Annotated in this window: 21 protein-coding genes and 1 pseudogene; 7 read left to right on the top strand and 15 right to left on the bottom strand. The window is 35.1% G+C overall.

The genetic code is table 11. The features are described from left to right. Positions 1-16: 16 nt before the first annotated feature. The gene (locus FNW21_RS06655) at positions 17-622 is read right to left on the bottom strand and encodes a DUF4254 domain-containing protein (protein ID WP_144255964.1); all 606 of its coding nucleotides are present in this window, start codon (positions 620-622) and stop codon (positions 17-19) included. Between the two features lie 65 nt (positions 623-687). On the opposite strand from FNW21_RS06655, the gene upp reads away from it, so the two are divergent. After that, positions 688-1341, top strand: a complete 654-nt coding sequence (gene upp, locus FNW21_RS06650; RefSeq protein WP_144255963.1) for a uracil phosphoribosyltransferase — start codon at positions 688-690, stop codon at positions 1339-1341. Here upp and FNW21_RS06645 read toward each other — a convergent pair. After that, positions 1336-2265, bottom strand: coding sequence for a DUF6427 family protein (locus tag FNW21_RS06645; RefSeq protein WP_144255962.1), 930 nt, complete (start codon positions 2263-2265; stop codon positions 1336-1338). The genes upp and FNW21_RS06645 overlap by 6 nt on opposite strands. Before the next feature lie 146 nt (positions 2266-2411). Between FNW21_RS06645 and FNW21_RS06640 the strand changes: the two genes are divergently transcribed. Then, entirely contained in the window at positions 2412-2642 is a 231-nt protein-coding gene (locus FNW21_RS06640; protein WP_144255961.1) for a DUF6341 family protein, read from the top strand. On the opposite strand, the gene purD is transcribed toward FNW21_RS06640, so the two are convergent. Continuing rightward, complete coding sequence (purD, locus tag FNW21_RS06635) at positions 2634-3908, bottom strand: phosphoribosylamine--glycine ligase (RefSeq protein ID WP_144255960.1); 1275 nt, start codon at positions 3906-3908, stop codon at positions 2634-2636. The genes FNW21_RS06640 and purD overlap by 9 nt on opposite strands. A gap of 116 nt (positions 3909-4024) precedes the next feature. Here purD and FNW21_RS06630 point away from each other — a divergent pair, with 116 nt between their 5' ends. From FNW21_RS06630 to FNW21_RS06615, 4 genes are read left to right on the top strand one after another with little or no spacing between them, the layout of a single operon-like run. Continuing rightward, complete coding sequence (locus tag FNW21_RS06630; protein WP_144255959.1) at positions 4025-4306, top strand: type II toxin-antitoxin system RelE/ParE family toxin; 282 nt, start codon at positions 4025-4027, stop codon at positions 4304-4306. 11 nt (positions 4307-4317) lie between these two features. Beyond that, positions 4318-4620, top strand: coding sequence for a HigA family addiction module antitoxin (locus FNW21_RS06625; protein WP_144255958.1), 303 nt, complete (start codon positions 4318-4320; stop codon positions 4618-4620). Then, positions 4621-5931 carry a phenylacetate--CoA ligase family protein gene (locus FNW21_RS06620; RefSeq protein ID WP_144255957.1) on the top strand — a complete coding sequence of 437 codons (1311 nt, stop codon included), beginning with the start codon at positions 4621-4623 and terminating at the stop codon, positions 5929-5931. Between the two features lie 42 nt (positions 5932-5973). Further along, positions 5974-6495 carry an ORF6N domain-containing protein gene (locus FNW21_RS06615; RefSeq protein ID WP_144255956.1) on the top strand — a complete coding sequence of 174 codons (522 nt, stop codon included), beginning with the start codon at positions 5974-5976 and terminating at the stop codon, positions 6493-6495. A 17-nt stretch (positions 6496-6512) separates the two neighbouring features. Here FNW21_RS06615 and FNW21_RS06610 read toward each other — a convergent pair whose 3' ends face one another. The 6 genes from FNW21_RS06610 to FNW21_RS06585 form a co-directional block, all read right to left on the bottom strand. Beyond that, positions 6513-7283, bottom strand: a complete 771-nt coding sequence (locus FNW21_RS06610) for a glycosyltransferase family 2 protein (RefSeq protein WP_144255955.1) — start codon at positions 7281-7283, stop codon at positions 6513-6515. A 1-nt stretch (position 7284) separates the two neighbouring features. Further along, positions 7285-8637 (bottom strand): exopolysaccharide biosynthesis polyprenyl glycosylphosphotransferase, encoded by a 1353-nt coding sequence (locus FNW21_RS06605; RefSeq protein WP_144255954.1) that lies wholly within the window; start codon positions 8635-8637, stop codon positions 7285-7287. Continuing rightward, on the bottom strand, positions 8637-9620 hold the full coding sequence (locus FNW21_RS06600) for a UDP-glucuronic acid decarboxylase family protein (RefSeq protein ID WP_144255953.1): 984 nt from the start codon (positions 9618-9620) through the stop codon (positions 8637-8639). The genes FNW21_RS06605 and FNW21_RS06600 overlap by 1 nt, the downstream gene beginning before the upstream one ends. Before the next feature lie 149 nt (positions 9621-9769). Further along, a complete protein-coding gene (locus FNW21_RS06595) occupies positions 9770-11449 on the bottom strand; it encodes a DUF6909 family protein (RefSeq protein ID WP_144255952.1) in 1680 nt (559 codons plus the stop codon). Positions 11450-11481: 32 nt separating this feature from the next. Then, positions 11482-12969 (bottom strand): GH3 family domain-containing protein, encoded by a 1488-nt coding sequence (locus tag FNW21_RS06590; RefSeq protein ID WP_144255951.1) that lies wholly within the window; start codon positions 12967-12969, stop codon positions 11482-11484. 39 nt (positions 12970-13008) lie between these two features. Then, a complete protein-coding gene (locus tag FNW21_RS06585) occupies positions 13009-13509 on the bottom strand; it encodes a peptidase (protein ID WP_144255950.1) in 501 nt (166 codons plus the stop codon). A gap of 211 nt (positions 13510-13720) precedes the next feature. Between FNW21_RS06585 and tatA the strand changes: the two genes are divergently transcribed. Further along, positions 13721-13894, top strand: coding sequence for a twin-arginine translocase TatA/TatE family subunit (gene tatA / locus FNW21_RS06580; protein WP_144255949.1), 174 nt, complete (start codon positions 13721-13723; stop codon positions 13892-13894). Between the two features lie 118 nt (positions 13895-14012). On the opposite strand, the gene FNW21_RS16675 is transcribed toward tatA, so the two are convergent. The 6 genes and pseudogenes from FNW21_RS16675 to FNW21_RS06550 all read right to left on the bottom strand — a co-directional run bounded on the left by FNW21_RS16675 (position 14013) and on the right by FNW21_RS06550 (position 17668). Beyond that, positions 14013-14300 carry a nucleotidyl transferase AbiEii/AbiGii toxin family protein gene (locus FNW21_RS16675; RefSeq protein ID WP_144255948.1) on the bottom strand — a complete coding sequence of 96 codons (288 nt, stop codon included), beginning with the start codon at positions 14298-14300 and terminating at the stop codon, positions 14013-14015. Positions 14301-14310: 10 nt separating this feature from the next. Further along, positions 14311-14625, bottom strand: coding sequence for a nucleotidyl transferase AbiEii/AbiGii toxin family protein (locus tag FNW21_RS16670; protein ID WP_144255947.1), 315 nt, complete (start codon positions 14623-14625; stop codon positions 14311-14313). Continuing rightward, positions 14580-14834 (bottom strand): annotated as a pseudogene (locus tag FNW21_RS16775) (DUF6922 domain-containing protein); the annotation flags it as partial. The gene FNW21_RS16670 and the pseudogene FNW21_RS16775, both read right to left, overlap by 46 nt. Before the next feature lie 93 nt (positions 14835-14927). Continuing rightward, positions 14928-15269, bottom strand: a complete 342-nt coding sequence (locus tag FNW21_RS06560) for a DUF5615 family PIN-like protein (protein WP_144255946.1) — start codon at positions 15267-15269, stop codon at positions 14928-14930. Continuing rightward, positions 15266-15496, bottom strand: coding sequence for a DUF433 domain-containing protein (locus FNW21_RS06555; protein WP_144255945.1), 231 nt, complete (start codon positions 15494-15496; stop codon positions 15266-15268). Before FNW21_RS06555 ends, FNW21_RS06560 begins: the two co-directional genes overlap by 4 nt. 48 nt (positions 15497-15544) lie before the next feature. Then, positions 15545-17668 (bottom strand): Tex family protein, encoded by a 2124-nt coding sequence (locus FNW21_RS06550; protein WP_144255944.1) that lies wholly within the window; start codon positions 17666-17668, stop codon positions 15545-15547. Positions 17669-17682: the final 14 nt, after the last annotated feature.

Raw genomic sequence — 17682 nt, 5'->3', positions numbered from 1 at the left:
AAATACTAATTTAAAATTATTTTTTGTTTTGATACAAAATAGGGTTCAAATCATCGTCATTGTACATTTTCATTTGTTTGTACACTTTCATGAATTTATCACCGTTTTCAATATCATTCAATAAATCATCGATTGCGGTAGACAAATCCGTTCTTTGTTCTAAAAGAATGTTTAATTTGGTTTGGCAATTGGTACGGTGCTCTTGCGAAGCCGCTTCACGAGTAGCTTCTTCATTCATGTGGTAAATTTTCAAGGCAAGAATCGAAAGTCTATCAAAAGCCCAAGCAGGACTTTCGGAATTGATTTTAGCGCCTTCCTTTGGGGTAATATGACTGTATTTTTGAAGAAAATAACCGTCAATATATTCTACCATATCCGTGCGTTCTTGGTTAGAAGCATCGATTTTTCTTTTAAGAGTCAAAGCAGCTACTGGATCAATATTAGGATCCCGAATGATGTCTTCAAAATGCCATTGAACGGTATCTATCCAGTTTTTTAGATACAATAAATGCTCGAATTTATCTTTTGGAAAAGGATTGTTAATAGGCTGATCTACGCTATCAAATTGATGATAGTCTTGGATGCTTTGTTCGAAAACGGAATACGCTAATTTTGAAAACATAGTTTTAGATTTAAAAATACAAAGATACTTTTTTATACTTTTATAGTGAAAAAAAAATTCTAGCTATGCAAATTCATCATTTATCGGAATCCAATAGTGTTCTCCATCATTTTTTAGCCGAAATTCGGGAGGTAATTGTTCAAGAGGACAGCATGCGTTTCCGGCGAAATATGGAACGAATTGGCGAAATAATGGCGTACGAATTGAGTAAAAATTTGGATTACAAAACCATCGAAATCCAAACGCCTTTGGCTCAAAAAACAACGGTCAAAATCAAAGACAACTTGGTAATTTGCTCCATTTTACGAGCAGGTTTGACCTTGCATACTGGTTTTTTGAATTATTTTGACCGAGCAGAAAACGGATTTGTTTCGGCCTACCGCCATCATCATAATAACGAGGCACATTTTGACATTCTAGTCGAATACCAAGCCGTGGCCAATTTAGAAAATAAGATTCTAATTCTTGTGGATCCAATGCTAGCAACGGGTCAATCCCTACTTGCCGTATATCATAAACTCCTAGAACAAAGCATTCCTGAAGCGATTCATATTGCTGTAGCCATAGCCGCTCCAGAGGGAATTGCGTTTTTAGAACAGCATTTGCCTGCATCATGCCATCTTTGGGTTGCCGCTATAGACGATCGATTAAATGAAAATAAATACATCGTTCCGGGTCTAGGCGATGCGGGAGATTTGGCCTACGGGAACAAATTATAACTGCAAGTAAAAGGTAACTATACTGCACAAAATAAGGACTCCTAAAACCAATTCTTGCTTTATTTTTTGTTGCGCAATCTCAATGTGACTCGTTGCCATCATGGCCAATGGCGCAAATGTAAATAGCAGTAAATCATTGCTTTTGTTGGCTGAAATGGCAAAAATAACGATCCCAATAAAAAAAGAAGCAATGATTTTTTTGTACGACGTATGCAACAATTGCTGTTTATTTGACAAGGAGGCAAACATAGAAACAACAAAAAACAATGCGACCGTCAAATAAATAGAAAAAGCCGCATTTTGATAATTGGACGTAAAATAATTAATTTGGAAATTAGTTACTATATTTTGGTTGTAATAGTCTAAAATACTAGTATTGACATAGATTGAAAAAAGCAAAAATATAATTCCAACTACAAAAAAAGCTATAAAAGGCAAAACCCAATTGCGATAATCTCTAGAAACATGGAAAAGTATCGAAATAAAGACCAAAATTATAAAAAGAATGCACCAAAAATGGAACAATGAAGCTATAAAAATCCACAATGAAGCGTCAAATATTTTTTCTTTGGATGCTTTCAATGATTGTAGAGAAATTAGTCTTCGGAGTGCTAGTAAAATAAAAAAATTGGCCAAAACCAGTTTCCAATCATTAAAAACCATAGGGAAGAAAAGGAGAAATAACAAATAAAAAAAAATCGTATAACTGCTGTCTTTGCTCAATCCGTTCTTTTTTACCACAAAATTAGTAATAAAAACAGAAGCCAATAAAACAGTAAATATACCCGCCTTTTGACAAATAAAAATACCCGAAACCATCCAAGATACCTCCTGAAATTGAAACAATAAAAAGAAAACTAGCATCAAAATTACGACCAATGAAAAATTTAATGGTGTAGATTTTTTAAAAACACTTGTTATCATAAGGATATTTTATACTTTTGTGACTGTAAATATAATACTTGTTTAAAAAGGAATGCAGCAAGTAGTTAAAGATTCTGCATAAAATCAAGAAAGCAACTACTTTACACGACTTAATAAACGACTCATACAACTTAAAATTATTTATTATGAAAGCATTTTTCGAAGCAATACAATCCCTTTTTGTTGATTTTCTTTTCAAACCATTAGATGCGTTACGTTCTTTGGAATTGTCGTCTTGGTTTGCTGCCAATACTATCAATTGGATTTTCATGATTATTTGTGCCTCTGCAATGGTATATTGGATTAGACAATTACGAATTTTTGATGCAAACGGAACCGAAAATCAAGATACAACAGCGCACTCTTTTTTAAAGTAAGTCGTTGCCAATATCTTTTCTAAAAAACATCTTATCAAAATGTAGTTTGCCTATGTTTTGATAGGATTTTTTTATGGCTTCTTGAAAACTATCTCCGTAGGACGTAATGGCCATAACGCGACCACCATTTGAAACGACAATATCATTATCTAACTTGGTTCCTGCGTGAAAAACTATCGAATCTGTTATGGTTTCTAATCCTGTAATTATTTTTCCTTTTTCAAAATCTTCAGGATACCCTCCAGAAACTAGCATTACAGTTGTAGCACTTCTTTCGTCAATTTCTAGTGTGATTTCGTCCAGCTTTTCATTAGCTACGGCCAAAAATAATTCGACTAAATCGGTTTTTAATCTTGGTACCACCACTTCGGTTTCAGGATCTCCCATGCGTACGTTGTACTCGATGACAATTGGCTCGTTGTTTACATTGATCAAACCTATAAACACAAAACCTTTGTACGGGATTCCATCTTTTTGAAAACCATCAATGGTAGGTTTTACAATGCGTGTTTCTATTTTTTCCATCAAAACTGCGTCTACATAAGGGACTGGAGAAACCGCTCCCATTCCGCCTGTATTTAGTCCTGTATCGCCATCGCCAATGCGTTTGTAATCCTTGGCAGTTGGCAAAATTTTATAATTTTTTCCGTCTGTAAGTACAAAACAGCTCAATTCTATTCCGTCCAAAAATTCTTCGATAACCACTTTCGCACTAGCGGCACCAAACTTTTGATGCACCAACATATTGCGTAATTCCTCTTGGGCTTCGGCCAAATCATGAATAATCAAAACGCCTTTTCCAGCGGCCAAACCATCGGCTTTCAAGACATACGGCGGTTGTAATGTGGCTAGAAATGCACAACCGTTTTCTACTGTTTCGGCAGTAAAACTATCGTAAGCGGCGGTTGGAATGTTGTGTTTTATCAAGAATTCTTTGGCAAATTCTTTGCTTCCTTCCAGTTGCGCACCAATTTTTGATGGACCAATAACGGGAATGTGTTTTATAGCAGCATCATTCAAAAAGAAATCATAAATCCCTTTTACTAACGGATCTTCAGGACCAACAACAACCATCTGGATATTTTGGGTAAGAACTACATTTTTTATGGCATCAAAATCAGTAGCACTAAAATCTAAATTAGTAGCAATAGCAGCTGTTCCTGCATTTCCTGGTGCTACAAAAAGCGTGTCACAAAGCGGACTTTGTACCATTTTCCAAGCAAATGCGTGTTCTCTTCCACCTGATCCTAATAGTAAAATATTCATGTTGTTGTCGTTTTAAAGTTGCTCGTCCGCCTTGTGCGGGTGGTGCAAAAATAGTTTGTTTTAGGGTGAAATAATAATTTTTTTTAGTTACTTTTGACGTTAGTAACGTAAAAGATATGATAATTTCGTTTGGATCAAAAGAAACAGAAAAGATTTGGAATGGAATTGTGGCAAAAAAACCATCTATAGCTATTCAAAATATTGGAAGACGAAAATTAAGAATGCTAAATAACTCGATAGATTTATTAGATTTAAGAATACCTCCTTCTAATCGATTAGAAAAATTAAATGGCAATTTAAATACCTATTATAGCATTAGAATAAACAATCAATGGAGAATTATTTTTATCTGGGAAAATGGAAATGCCTTTGAAGTTAAAATAATCGATTATCATTAAATTATAAAATAATGGAAAAATTAAAAAACATACATCCAGGTGAAATATTAACCGAAGAGTTTCTAATTCCATTAGAAATTTCAGCTTATAAATTGGCCAAAGATTTAAAGATACCACAAACTAGAATTTCAGAAATTACAAAAGGAAAAAGACGTATTACGGCAGATACCGCTTTGCGTTTGAGCCATTATTTTGGAAATTCGGCTAAATTCTGGCTCGGACTACAAGATGATTTTGACCTAGAATCAGAACAAGAAAATAAAGATTTAGAATTAAAATCTATCAAGCGTTTTGATATCCCTAAAGTAGCTTAAATGTTCCCACTTTTTAACTTATCGCTTCAATTAAATGGTTTTCCTATTCCGAAAGCCAAAGCCGAATTGCAGAAAATAGTTGCCCTATCCGAAAAAGAATATTTGCTTTTTCTAACGAATAAAAAACAAGAAATTGTCGATTTTCATTTGCAAAACAATCCTTTTTACCAGCAATTAGTAGGTGAAACAAGGATGGAGAACTGGAACGATTTGCCTGTTTTAAACAAAAAAAATCTTCAAAAACCATTACTCGAACGCCTTTCCAAAGGATATACACCAAGAAGTGTTTACATCAATAAAACATCGGGTTCTAGCGGCGATCCATTTGTTTTTGCCAAAGACAAATACAGTCATGCCCTGACTTGGGCCTCAAACATATACCGTTTTGGTTGGTACGGAATTGATTTTAATTCCTCCTATCAAGCCCGTTTTTACGGTATTCCAATGGATTTTATAGGACATAAAAAAGAACGTTTCAAGGATTTCTTGAGTCATCGCTTTCGATTCTCGATATTTGATTTGTCGGATGTGGTTTTAGAGCAATTTTTAACCGATTTTAAAACCAAAAAATTCGATTACATCAATGGATACACCAGTTCGATTGTTTTGTTTGCTAAATTTTTGCAACAAAAAAACATCGTTCTTACCACCATTTGTCCTTCGTTAAAGGTGTGTATGGTCACTTCCGAAATGCTTTTTGAAACGGATAAAATCCTGTTGGAAACCCAATTTGGCATTCCTATTGTCAATGAATACGGCGCATCTGAACTGGACTTGATTGCGTTTCAAAATCCCGATGGCGATTGGCAAGTTAACGCCGAAACCCTTTTTGTAGAAATTCTGGACGAGAACAATCAGCCAGTTCCAAACGGGACTCAAGGGCGGGTGGTGATTACTTCATTGTTCAACAAAGCGCATCCGTTTATCCGATATGAGATTGGCGATATTGGTGTTTTGGACGAAAAAAGCACCCTTCAAAAACCCATACTCAAAACATTAATAGGCCGTACCAATGATGTCGCATTGTTGCCCAGCGGAAAAAAATCGCCTGGATTAACTTTTTATTACGTCACCAAAAGTATTATTGAGGACGACGGCAATGTAAAAGAATTTTTGATTAAACAAACCAAAATCGACTCTTTTGAAATTGATTATGTGAGCGAAACGGAACTGACTTTGAAACAAATTCAGAAAATAGAAGCCGCCATTGCGATGTATTTAGAACCGAATTTGATGTTTATTTTTACCCGAAAAACAACATTAGAACGAAGCAATCGTGGAAAATTAAAGCAGTTCAAATCTTTGTTGTAATGTAAATAAAATCGTATATTAGTTTTTTTAATTTAAAAACTCATGAGCGACCATTCAATTCTTTCTGAAGAAACTATTGCTGACAAGATTTATTTTATTCGTAATCAAAAAGTGATGCTTGATGTTGACTTATCCAAACTGTATGATATTGAAACACGAAGACTAAACGAACAAGTAAAAAGAAACGTATCCCGATTTCCAACTGATTTTATGTTTCAACTATCTGAAAATGAATTTTTAAACTTGAAGTCGCAAATTGCGACATCAAGTTGGGGCGGAACTAGAAAATTACCTTACGCTTTCACCGAACACGGTGTTTTGATGTTGTCAAGTGTCTTGAAAAGCGACAAAGCTATCCACGTTAATATTGCAATTATGCGCATTTTTACCAAAGTAAGACAACTGCTTTTAGACACCACCGAAATAAAAATTGATATTATTAAAATCCAAAAAAAACTTGAAAATCAGGATAAAAATATCGAATTGGTTTTCTCGTATTTGGATGAATTGAATGAGAAAAAAGAAAACGAAAGCGAAAGAGTAAAAATTGGTTATAAAAAATAATTCAAAGCATATTAATCCTAAATACCCTTGATATACCGTCTTTTTATCACTAATTGAGTAAAAAGAAATCCAGTCATGTAATACAATGAAACGAGTGTATTATACCCATGAAATTGCCTGTAAACGGCAAAATTGTGTTGTAACAAATCCACTTTAGACGCCGAAATAGAGTTTTCTCGTATTCTATAAATTGCCAAGCTTTCAGAAACCGGTTGTGCAGTTTTTATTTTGTTCAAAATAGTCAACCACAACATCCAATCTTGCCGTTTCCTGATAGAAGAAATGGCTATTTTTCCAAAAAAATTCACATCATAAATCCCTGTCAAATTCCCTACATAATTGCAATAAAACAACTGTCGATAAGTGAGTTTTAAGGGGGCTTCTACCCTTTTACCAAGAGAAATTCCTTGCTCGTTCATACATTCGTAAAAAGAAAATGTAAACGGCAGTTTGTTTTTTTGAAGAAATTGAAGTTGCTTTTCTAATTTTTCTGGTTTCCAAAGATCATCGGCATCAAGAAAGGCAATATAACGCCCTTTTGCTTGGCTTAATCCCAAGTTTCTAGCGACTCCTGTACCTGAATTTTTTTCTAATTGTTGCCAATGAATTCTAGCATCAATAGCGGCTTTCTCTTTGATAAGAGTCACTGTTGCATCCGTTGAGCAATCGTCAATAAGAATGATTTCCCAGTTTATATAGGTTTGATTTTGAACAGATTGAATGGTTTCCAGAATAAATTTTTCGGAGTTATACGAGGGAATAATTATGGAAACGAGTTCGTTGTTCATATTAATATGCTTTTTCGTCGCCCGTTATAATGTTGACAATCGTATTGAAAATGATTTTTATATCTAACAAAATAGACCAATTTTCCATATAAAAAATATCATATTTCACTCGGTTTATAATGTCTTCGTCGGTTTCTACTTCGCCTCTAAATCCTTTGGTTTGTGCCAATCCCGTGATCCCAGGTTTTACAAAATGGCGTACCATAAACTTATCGACCTGCAACGCATATAAATTTGTCACGCTCACCATGTGTGGTCTTGGCCCAACTACGGACATATCGCCCCATAAAACATTAAAAAACTGTGGCAATTCATCAATACTGGTTTTGCGAATAAATTTCCCAACTTTGGTAATTCGGTCATCGTTTTTGGAGGCAATTTGCACATCGGCGTTGTCGTTAATTTCCATAGATCGAAATTTATAACAATTGAACTCCTTGTAGTTGAGTCCGTTTCTTTTTTGAATAAAAAACAACGGTCCTTTGGATTCCCATTTGATAATAATGGCCAAAATAGGCATCAACCATGACAGCAAAAAAACAATAACTCCCAACGAAAACAGAAAATCAAAAATCCTTTTTATAATTTTATTCAAAGTTTCGTCCTGCAAAATATTCCGCAAGGAAACAATGGGAATATAGTCGTAATATTCGAATTTTTCGTTGCGAGAAAGGATTTGTTTTTCGTTAGGAATGAATTTTAAGGTTTTCAAATTATTATCGGCAAAATCAATAATAGCGGTAATTTGACTCTCGGATAAATCGGCTGTGGCGCAATAAATTTCATCGGCACCATAGGATAAAACGAAAGAAAGGCACGAATCGATTTGTTTTTCTTTTTGGTCTTCTAATGGGAATACTTTGACTAAATTATAGCCATAATCAGGATTTTCTAAAAAAAAATGTTCGAGCGGATTGGTGTTTTTAGTGTTTCCTAAAAGTACTACACTTCTGGAATTTCCTCCAAACAAAACTCTAAATTGTCTTAAGAAAAAATAGATAAAAAGCTTGATTATGAGTACCAAAAAAAGCGTGAGAGCCGTAAACAAAACGACACTTTTTTGGTTGTAAATTTCAGAATAAAAATACTCCAAAACCAAGCAAAAAAACACAAATAAAAACCATTGTTTGCCCGCACAATTTAAAATAGCAATCACCTTGGTGTAACGATATACTTCGTAAAAACCAAGGTTGGCAGCAATAATAAACCAAGCGAGACTTACAAAGCAGGCGTAATAAATAGGATTGTTATGAAACGGCATGACATACAAAGCCAATACATTAATGATTATTAAATCAATAATATAGGAAAAAGGGCGAATGTAGCCTGAATATCTACCGGTTTTGGTTCTCACTATTTGATGTAACTAGAAAAATCTTTGTGTTCCTCTTTCGAAAGTTCTTCTTTTGATAAGGATTTGAAGTAATCATAAGTAATTTTCATTCCTTCGGCACGACCTACTTTGGCTTCCCAGCCCAGTAATTCTTTGGCTTTTGTAATGTCTGGTTGGCGTTGCAAAGGATCATTTATAGGCAACGGATGGTATACCACTTTTTGATTTGTACCTGTAAGTCTAATGATTTCTTCGGCAAAATCTTTGATGGTAATTTCGTCAGGATTACCAATGTTTACTGGAAAAACATAATCCGAATGCAACAATCTAAAAATACCTTCGACCTGATCATCTACGTAACAAAAGGAACGGGTTTGCATCCCATCTCCAAAAATTGTTAAATCCTCTCCACGAATGGCTTGACCAATAAAAGCAGGAATTACGCGCCCATCATTAAGACGCATTCTTGGTCCATACGTGTTGAAAATACGGACAATTCTGGTCTCCACTCCATGAAATGTATGATACGCCATGGTTATGGATTCCTGAAAACGTTTGGCTTCATCATATACGCCTCGTGGCCCAATGGTGTTTACGTTACCATAATAATCCTCGGTTTGTGGGTGTACCAAAGGATCTCCATACACCTCCGAAGTCGAAGCAATTAGGATTCGAGCATTTTTTACTCGTGCCAATCCTAATAAATTATGCGTTCCCAAAGAACCCACTTTCAGGGTTTGAATTGGAATTTTTAAATAATCAATAGGACTTGCAGGCGATGCAAAATGAAGGATGTAATCTATATTTCCAGGTACATGCACAAACTTGGTAATGTCATGATGGTAAAACTCAAAATTTTCGAGTTTAAATAGGTGTTCAATATTTTTTAAATCCCCAGTGATGAGATTGTCCATCCCAATAACGAAATATCCTTCTTTGATAAAACGGTCACAAAGATGTGATCCTAAAAATCCTGCAGCTCCAGTAATAAGTATTCTCTTCATATATTTTATTTTAATTTGGACTCGCCAAAAAGCAAGAGCACCAAAATGAGTATGGACAAACTAATTCTAAAAAAAGCCAAAGTAAACAATAAACGCACACTTTTCTAATTGTTCTTTTAAAAACTAAAAAAAGGGGTTTTGTTTTTGGCTTATTTTACATTAAAAATTTGTTCCAAAATTTTAATAGTTATCAAATAAGTAGGTTTTACGCCTGATGTTCCCAGTCCGCCAGAAGCTAATGTGCTTCCGGTTTCTAACGGATTATCGGAGGCGTAATACCCATATCTCACTTTTACATCATGGGGTACACTTTTTCTAATTTTGGACGCGGATTGAATGGCTTTTTGATAATAAGAACCTTCCATTTCCAGTCCAATAACGCCCCAAGTCGACTCGTGAAAGAACTTTAATAAATCCCTATTTTGTAACGAAGTACCCAGCACAGTTACCATTGGCCCAGCAAAAACCGCAATGTCGTTTCCTGTAAACATAGCAGCTGTCAACTCATTTTCGAAAAAATAATTATCGGCAGTTCCCTCATTTATGTGTGCATTTGGAATCATAATATCGCCTTTTCCTCCTTCTAGAATTCCCGCTTTACCCATAATCGAAATAGATTCTACTTGCAGCAAAGTATCTTTTTTATAGGGTTTCAAAAGCTCGTCTATGGTTTCATAGGCTTGTTCGCCAAAAGCATAATCCATAACAATTATAACTGGTTTTTGGTTCTCGAATTGGGCATCGGGAAAACCCGTTTTGGCCCAATCGATTTTGGTAGTATCAAAAATTTGTACATCAATATTCGTTCCTGATGCGTCAGGTAATTCGATCATTCCATGTTTTAAAGCTACCGCTAAAACTTGATTCCGCAACTCATGGGCACCGGATTTACTCAATTCCTCATAAATAAAAAAATCCGACTTGTCCTTGAACTTGTTTTTCAGCACCGATGTGGCAAAAATAGAGTTCATCACACTGTGCATATTGGCGCTAATGACATGAATGGGACGATCCAAAAGCAAATTGGCTTTCAAGACTTCCTTGATGTTATTGGCCCAAATTTCTCCATGAATGTGGTGTCCCAAACGCTCTCTTAAAATAGGGCTAAAGGTGATGGTTCTTTTATTATTATCGACTACTTCCTCCATGGCAAGTTTGCCGAGCCAAAAAACTACATGCAAAAATCGATCGGGTGCCGTTGTTGATCCAAAAGCATCATAAATATCTAATACTTCCTCAAAGGTGCGTCCTAGAATATTCGAAGCATGCGATATGGCCTTCTCCTTTTCTACTTGAGTTAATTTTTTGTTTTGGGAAACAGCGAGTTCTAATTTTAACCAATCGCGAGAAACTTCGCCAGCATCATCGAGTAAAACTCTATTTTTAATTTTATGCGATTCGATAAAAATAAAAGTCAAATGCGTCAAAATATCATAAATATCCGATCGGCCACGGGTAATTTCCACATTCATTTGCTCCTCGTCAATTCGGTAGCAATTCCTGCGCCTTTTGGGAGGAACAATGGCTTGAAAATGCGACTTAGCATAGCCTTCTTCAGAAGTTAAATTAATAAATCGACATTCTTCAATTCCTATGGGTAGCCGCTCGATTACATACAAAAGTCCGTTGAGTTCTACTTTTTCTTCGGCAATATTTCCATATATTTCGGGGCGTAATGCCAGTAATGCTTCCCGCAAGGTATCGCCAGAAACCCCCATTGGTTTGTAAAAACCGCGGTTGAACAAATGCCGCATCGTAATGTACATTTTTTCAATGGCCGCCGAGGATTCTTGGGCTCTAGAACGAGATATGTTTTTGGTTTCTTTCATGGTTTTTAATTTCTAAAACAAATGTAATTCTTTTATTTTTTACCAAGCAAATCCACAATCCCACGATCGTTAGAAAGTCTCGGAATTTTGTTTTGTCCGCCTAGTTTTCCAATGGATTTCATATAGTCCTGAAAACCGTTTTTGACTACTTTGGCAATTACTACTTTTTGCAACACTTTGCCCACAATCAAATCGTCGTAGTATATATTTTGTTTGCGCATGGCGTTGTCCAATGCTTCTGCAAAAGCTTTTAAATTTTCTGGCTCGTTCTCAAATTCGATGTACCATTCGTGATACGGCAAGCCTTCATTTGGATTAATTTGTGGCGCAACCGTAAACTCATTAATGCGAATTTCAGTTCCAATGGTAGCTTCCTGCAAAGCACTTTCGACTTCTTTGCCAATGACGTGTTCGCCAAAAGCCGAAATATAATGCTTGATTCTTCCCGAAACAATGATGCGATACGGTTTTAGACTCGTAAACTGCACGGTATCGCCAATATTATAACCCCAAAGTCCAGCATTGGTTGAAATAATCAAGACGTAATTCACGCCCAATTCTACCTCGCCTATGGTGTGTCTTTTGGGATTTTGGGTATAAAAATCGGCACTTTTTATAAATTCATAAAAAATTCCTGAATTCAATAAGAGTAACATTCCTTTTTCATGCTGCGAATCTTGGTACGCAAAAAACCCTTCCGAAGCTGGAAATAATTCGATGCTATTTACTTTTCGTCCAATCAAATTTTCAAATTTGGCGCGATACGGTTCATAATTTACACCGCCGTAAATAAACAAATTGAAATTTTTAAATAGTTCTCCCACAGGCTTTCCTCCTTTTTGCGAAAGCTTTTCAAAATACATTTGCACCCAAGACGGAATCCCAGAAATCACAGTCATATTTTGATCAAAAGTTTCTCCGACGATGGCATTCACTTTGGTTTCCCAATCTTCAATGCAATTGGTTTCCCAGGAAGGCATTCGGTTTTTTTGTAAATATTTTGGAACAAAATGCGCCACAATTCCCGACAAACGTCCAAACTGAATTCCGTTTTTTTCTTCTAGAATGGGGCTTCCTTGCAAGAAAATCATTTTCCCATCGACAAAATCAGCGTTTCCTGTTTCGTGAATATAATGCAGGATGGCGTTTCGTGCGGCTTCAATATGAAAAGGCATCGATTCTTTTGTAAGCGGAATATATTTGGCTCCCGAGGTCGTCCCCGAAGTTTTGGCAAAATAAAGTGGTTTCCCTTTCCAGAGAATGTTCTCCTCGCCTTTTACCACTTTATCTATGTATGATTTCAAGCCTTCGTAATCGCAAATGGGAACGTTATTGGCAAAATCTTGCACCGTTTTTATTTGGTCAAAATGATGGTCGATTCCAAACTGGGTATTTTTCGCTTGACGAATCAAATCCTCAAAAACGCGCTGTTGTGTAGCTATTGGATTGGTTGCCCAAAGCTGTGTTTTCTTGTATATTTTTTGTGCAAATAATTTGGCAGCAATTGATTTTATTGACATTATTAGGGTATTTTATTGAAATTTGATTCTGAAAAAAATTTATTTTCGTTTTAAAATTTGCTTTTTGGAATCCCTTTTTTCTTCTTTTGCCACTTGATTTCGCAATGCCAATTCGGTTTTGCTTGCTGCTAAATTTGCAGTAGGAGGAACATCATCCGTAACGGCCAAAATCGAATCCTTATTGAACTTGGCATATTCTAATTGCCCCGACAAGACTTTTTGAATGGATTTGATATACGCTTCATTTTTTTTTAAAGCCAAGGTCAACGAATCTGATTTCAAGGCTAATTCCGTCGCATCTCGTTTCAATTTAGAGGACGAATAGCCCGGAATAAACTCTCTCAAAGGCGTAAAAGCGATTATAAATGTAGTGATAGCAATCAAAAAAATAGCGCTCAAAGACACCGAAACAAATACGCTCATAATGTTCAACTTGAACGAAAATAGTTCTTCAAAAGTGTCTTCATTGATAATAATTAACCTATTTTTTATCAACAACCTATCCAGTATTTCTTTGTGTTTTAGTCTTTTTTGGGTCATGTTTGGGGTTTATGTCACAAATATAATAATTAATCCCGTGGATACACCACGTGAGGTTTTATGAAATTGAGGTAGCCAAAATTAAATTTAATGCTTTTTTAACGCTTTAAAAACCAAATAAATCAATGGAAATGAAATCATATTAAGTATTTCTATATACCTTTGCTTTTAGTTTTATTACAAATTTGCCTCGGCAATAAATTATTCAATCATGGGAAGATTAGGTGTTACAGAAATCCTTGTTATATTGGCAGTTGTTTTGTTACTTTTTGGAGGTAAAAAAATTCCAGAACTAATGAAAGGTCTTGGAAGCGGAATCAAAGAATTCAAAAATGCAGCCAAAGAAGATCAACCAGCTGATAAAAAAGAAGAAGAAACAAAGTAAGAATTTGATAAAATTCTGCGGTATGAAATTCCAAATCCCAAGATGTATGCTATAGGATTTGGAATTTTTTTGTTTTATCCCAAAAATGATGCGTTTTGAGTTTCAAAGTCCTGAAATTCTATTCTAATTTCAAAACTTCTTCTATTATTTTTTGTTTGCAGGTTTCCCAGTTGAAAGAAAGCTGCATCATTTGTGGCTGCGGTTGCTCATTGGCTTCCCCAAAATAAGACAAGCTTTTTAAAACCATAAATTCTGAACCATCAAAATACTTTTCTTTATAAAATGCTACCATTTGTCTTAAAGTAAAATCATTAAGTAAATAGTATAAATCAATAAAATCTTTTTTGCTCCCTCTACCAGCTATGGCATTTAGCTTCATTGCTGCAATATCTTTAAAAGATAGCATTCTAATGTTTTCAAGAAACAAATACTCTGAAAGCAATGGATTTATAGTTTACAAAATCAACTTTAACATCATTGATTTTTGTAATCAAAATGTTATTTGTGCTTTGTGCCACTTTTACTTCTCTAAATTCAGAAAGCTTTTCAATAAATAATTCGGAATTAATTTCAGAATTTCCAAACAAATCAATATCAATAGAGTTTCGGTGACCCATTTGCAAAGCTAGTGATGTTCCTCCGACTAAATTAAAATCTGAAAATAGTTTTTCAGACATAATTTTGTTTAAGAGTTCCATAAGTTCGGGTACAACTGTCTGTTTTTGTAACATCTAAATTCTGTTTTGTCAATTTTAAAAATAGCAGATAGGTAAGAAAGCGTAACAGCATCAAGACTTCTTAAATTTAAAGAAACTTCTTTAATAGTTTCTAATCCATAAAGTTCTTTTAATAATCTCCAATCTTTAATAAATCCATATTCTAAAACTTTTTGTATAAGATGAGACTTGTGTTTTTCGAAATCAAAATCATTCAAATCTACATCCCAAAAGAGATATTACGAAAAGTCATTTATGGTTATTTCTTTCTTCATAATATAGAAGGTAACTATTATTATAAATAATTGATAATGAGATTAAATAGAGTAAATTTCAAAAATATCGTTTTCATTAGAATTAACAAACTCTATTATTTTATCTTTATTTTCTAGGATTAAATCGACTAATTTTTTGGTGTCTAAATTATATGTTTTCAAATAAATTAGCTTGGGTGGTGCCTTTCTTAAAAGTACAATTTTCTCAAAATCATCGTCTTTACTTATGATTGTAAATCCATTTTTCTTGGCATAGTTCCAAATAGAAATATCATCGGCAGGTTGAATGATTTTTAGTTCAGATGCGTGAACAACTTCTAAAAAAAATGGCGTGAGTTGTTTTATCATTCGCCAAGATAAATTTTCGTCTAATAATAACTTCACGATGAAAAAGCAATTTTAGTCATATTATCTCTGTAGGCCGCAAATGAAAGTGTTGCGATTATTTTTTCTTTATTCAAAGAGGGAAAATCTTCCATAATTTCTTCCATCGACATTCCTGATGCAAGATAAGATAAGACATCTGAAACCGTAATTCTAGTACCAGAAACACAAGGTTTTCCGCTTCTAATCTCTGAATTTATGCTGATGTATTTTTGCCAATTTTCCATAATTGATTCATTTAGTATTCAAATTTAATCAATTTTTTTGATTCTTAATTAGATAACCATCGTCAATTGAATCCTTTTCCTATCCTCATCTACCTCTGTGACTTTTACGGCAACGTGTTGGTGTAATTTAACTACTTCATTCACATCACTTACAAAACCCGCTTTGAGTTGGGAAATGTGAACCAAGCCGCTTTCTTTTAAACCAATATCTACAAAGCAACCAAAATTGGTAATGTTGTTGACAATTCCAGGTAAAATCATTCCGGTTCTCAAATCTTTAATCGTTTTTACATTCGGGTCAAATTCGAAAACTTTAGCTGATTTTCTTGGGTCTAATCCTGGTTTTTCTAACTCTTTGATAATGTCTTTTAAGGTTAATAAACCAATTTCGGGTGTAATATAATTTTCTGCTTTAATCAAAGCTGTTTTTTCCTTATTGGCAATCAAATCATTAACGGATAGTTTTAAATCTTTAGCCATTTTCTCCACAATAGCATACGCTTCTGGATGCACGGCAGAATTATCCAACGGGTTTTTCGCATTCGAAATTCGGATAAAAGCCACTCCTTGTTGATAGGCTTTTTCGCCCAATCGAGGGACTTTTTTCAATTGTTTTCTATCTTCAAACGGACCATTTTCAGAGCGATAATTCACAATGTTTTCGGCCAGCTTCTCTCCTATTCCACTCACGTAACTCAACAAATGTTTGCTCGCCGTATTGATGTTTATTCCAACTGAATTCACGCAACGAATTACGGTATTATCCAGTTCTTCTTTCAGTTTGGTTTGATCCACATCGTGTTGGTACTGCCCCACTCCTATTGCTTTCGGGTCAATTTTTACCAATTCCGCTAAAGGATCCGACAATCGTCTTCCGATAGAAACCGAACCACGAACCGTCACATCAAAATTGGGGAATTCCTCTCTCGCAATTTTTGAAGCAGAATAAACTGATGCTCCCGCTTCTGAAACAATGAAAACCTGCACCGGTTTGTCGAAAGCAATTTTCTTGATAAAGAATTCGGTTTCACGTGAAGCCGTTCCGTTCCCTATTGAAATCGCATCAATTTGATAGGCATTGACCATCGAACGAATTTTTTTCATCGCCATTGCCGTTTCGTTCTGTGGCGCGTGCGGATAAATATTTTCGTTGTAAAGCAAATCGCCTTTTTCGTCCAGACAAACTACTTTACAACCCGAACGAAAGCCAGGATCAATTGCTAAAATTCGTTTTTCTCCCAAAGGTGGCGCCAACAATAATTGTCCCAAATTATTAGCAAAAACCTGAATCGAATTGGCATCGGCTTTAGCTTTGGCTTCTTGCAAAGCTTCGTTTGAAATGGCAGGATTTAGTAATCTTTTATAACTATCTTCAATGGCTAATTGTACGTGTGGCGTTGCGGGACTTTGACCTTTTAAAATCAATTCGTCAATAATATTGTAGGCTTCGTCAATGTCAACTTCTACTTTAAACTTAATAAAACCTTCATTTTCGGCACGGAGCATCGCCAGTAATCTATGCGAAGGTGCTTTGGTCAAAGGCTCTGACCAATCGAAATATTGATTGAATTTTTGAGCGTCTTGTTCGTCTTTTTTGGTTTTTACGACCTTGGTTGTGATGGTTGCTTTTCGTTCGTACAAACGACGCAACTGTTTACGAACATAACTGTTTTCGTTAATCCATTCGGCGATAATGTCGCGTGCGCCTTGCAAAGCAAAGTCTTCGTTTATAACATTATCGTTCAAATATTTCGTGGCAATAAAATCAACATCGTCGTTGTTTTGCGCCATTATGATTTTTGCCAAAGGCTCTAATCCATTTTTGCGAGCGACGTCGGCTTTGGTTTTTTTCTTCTTTTTAAACGGTAAATAAAAATCTTCCAATTCTTGTAAATCGAAGCTCTGTTGGATTTTTTTATCCAATTCAGGTGTTAAGGCGTTTTGCTCTTCAATCGATTTTAAAATTGCTTCTTTTCGCTTTACAATGACTTCGTACTCTTTTTGTGATTTGGCAATTTGTTCAATTTGAACTTCATCCAAATTTCCGGTTTTGTCTTTTCGATATCGGGAAATAAAAGGAATCGTGCAGTCTTCCTGCAATAATTGAACGGTATTTTGAATGTTTATGACTGCTGTGGGAACAGACTTGGCGATAAATTGTATATTGGTCATTTTAATGTTTTATG

It is taken from the genome of Flavobacterium restrictum (assembly GCF_007097245.1).
Classification (GTDB): Bacteria; Bacteroidota; Bacteroidia; order Flavobacteriales; family Flavobacteriaceae; genus Flavobacterium; species Flavobacterium restrictum.
Note: the sequence above shows the minus strand (reverse complement) of the source record. Positions and strands in the feature narration are given on the sequence as shown.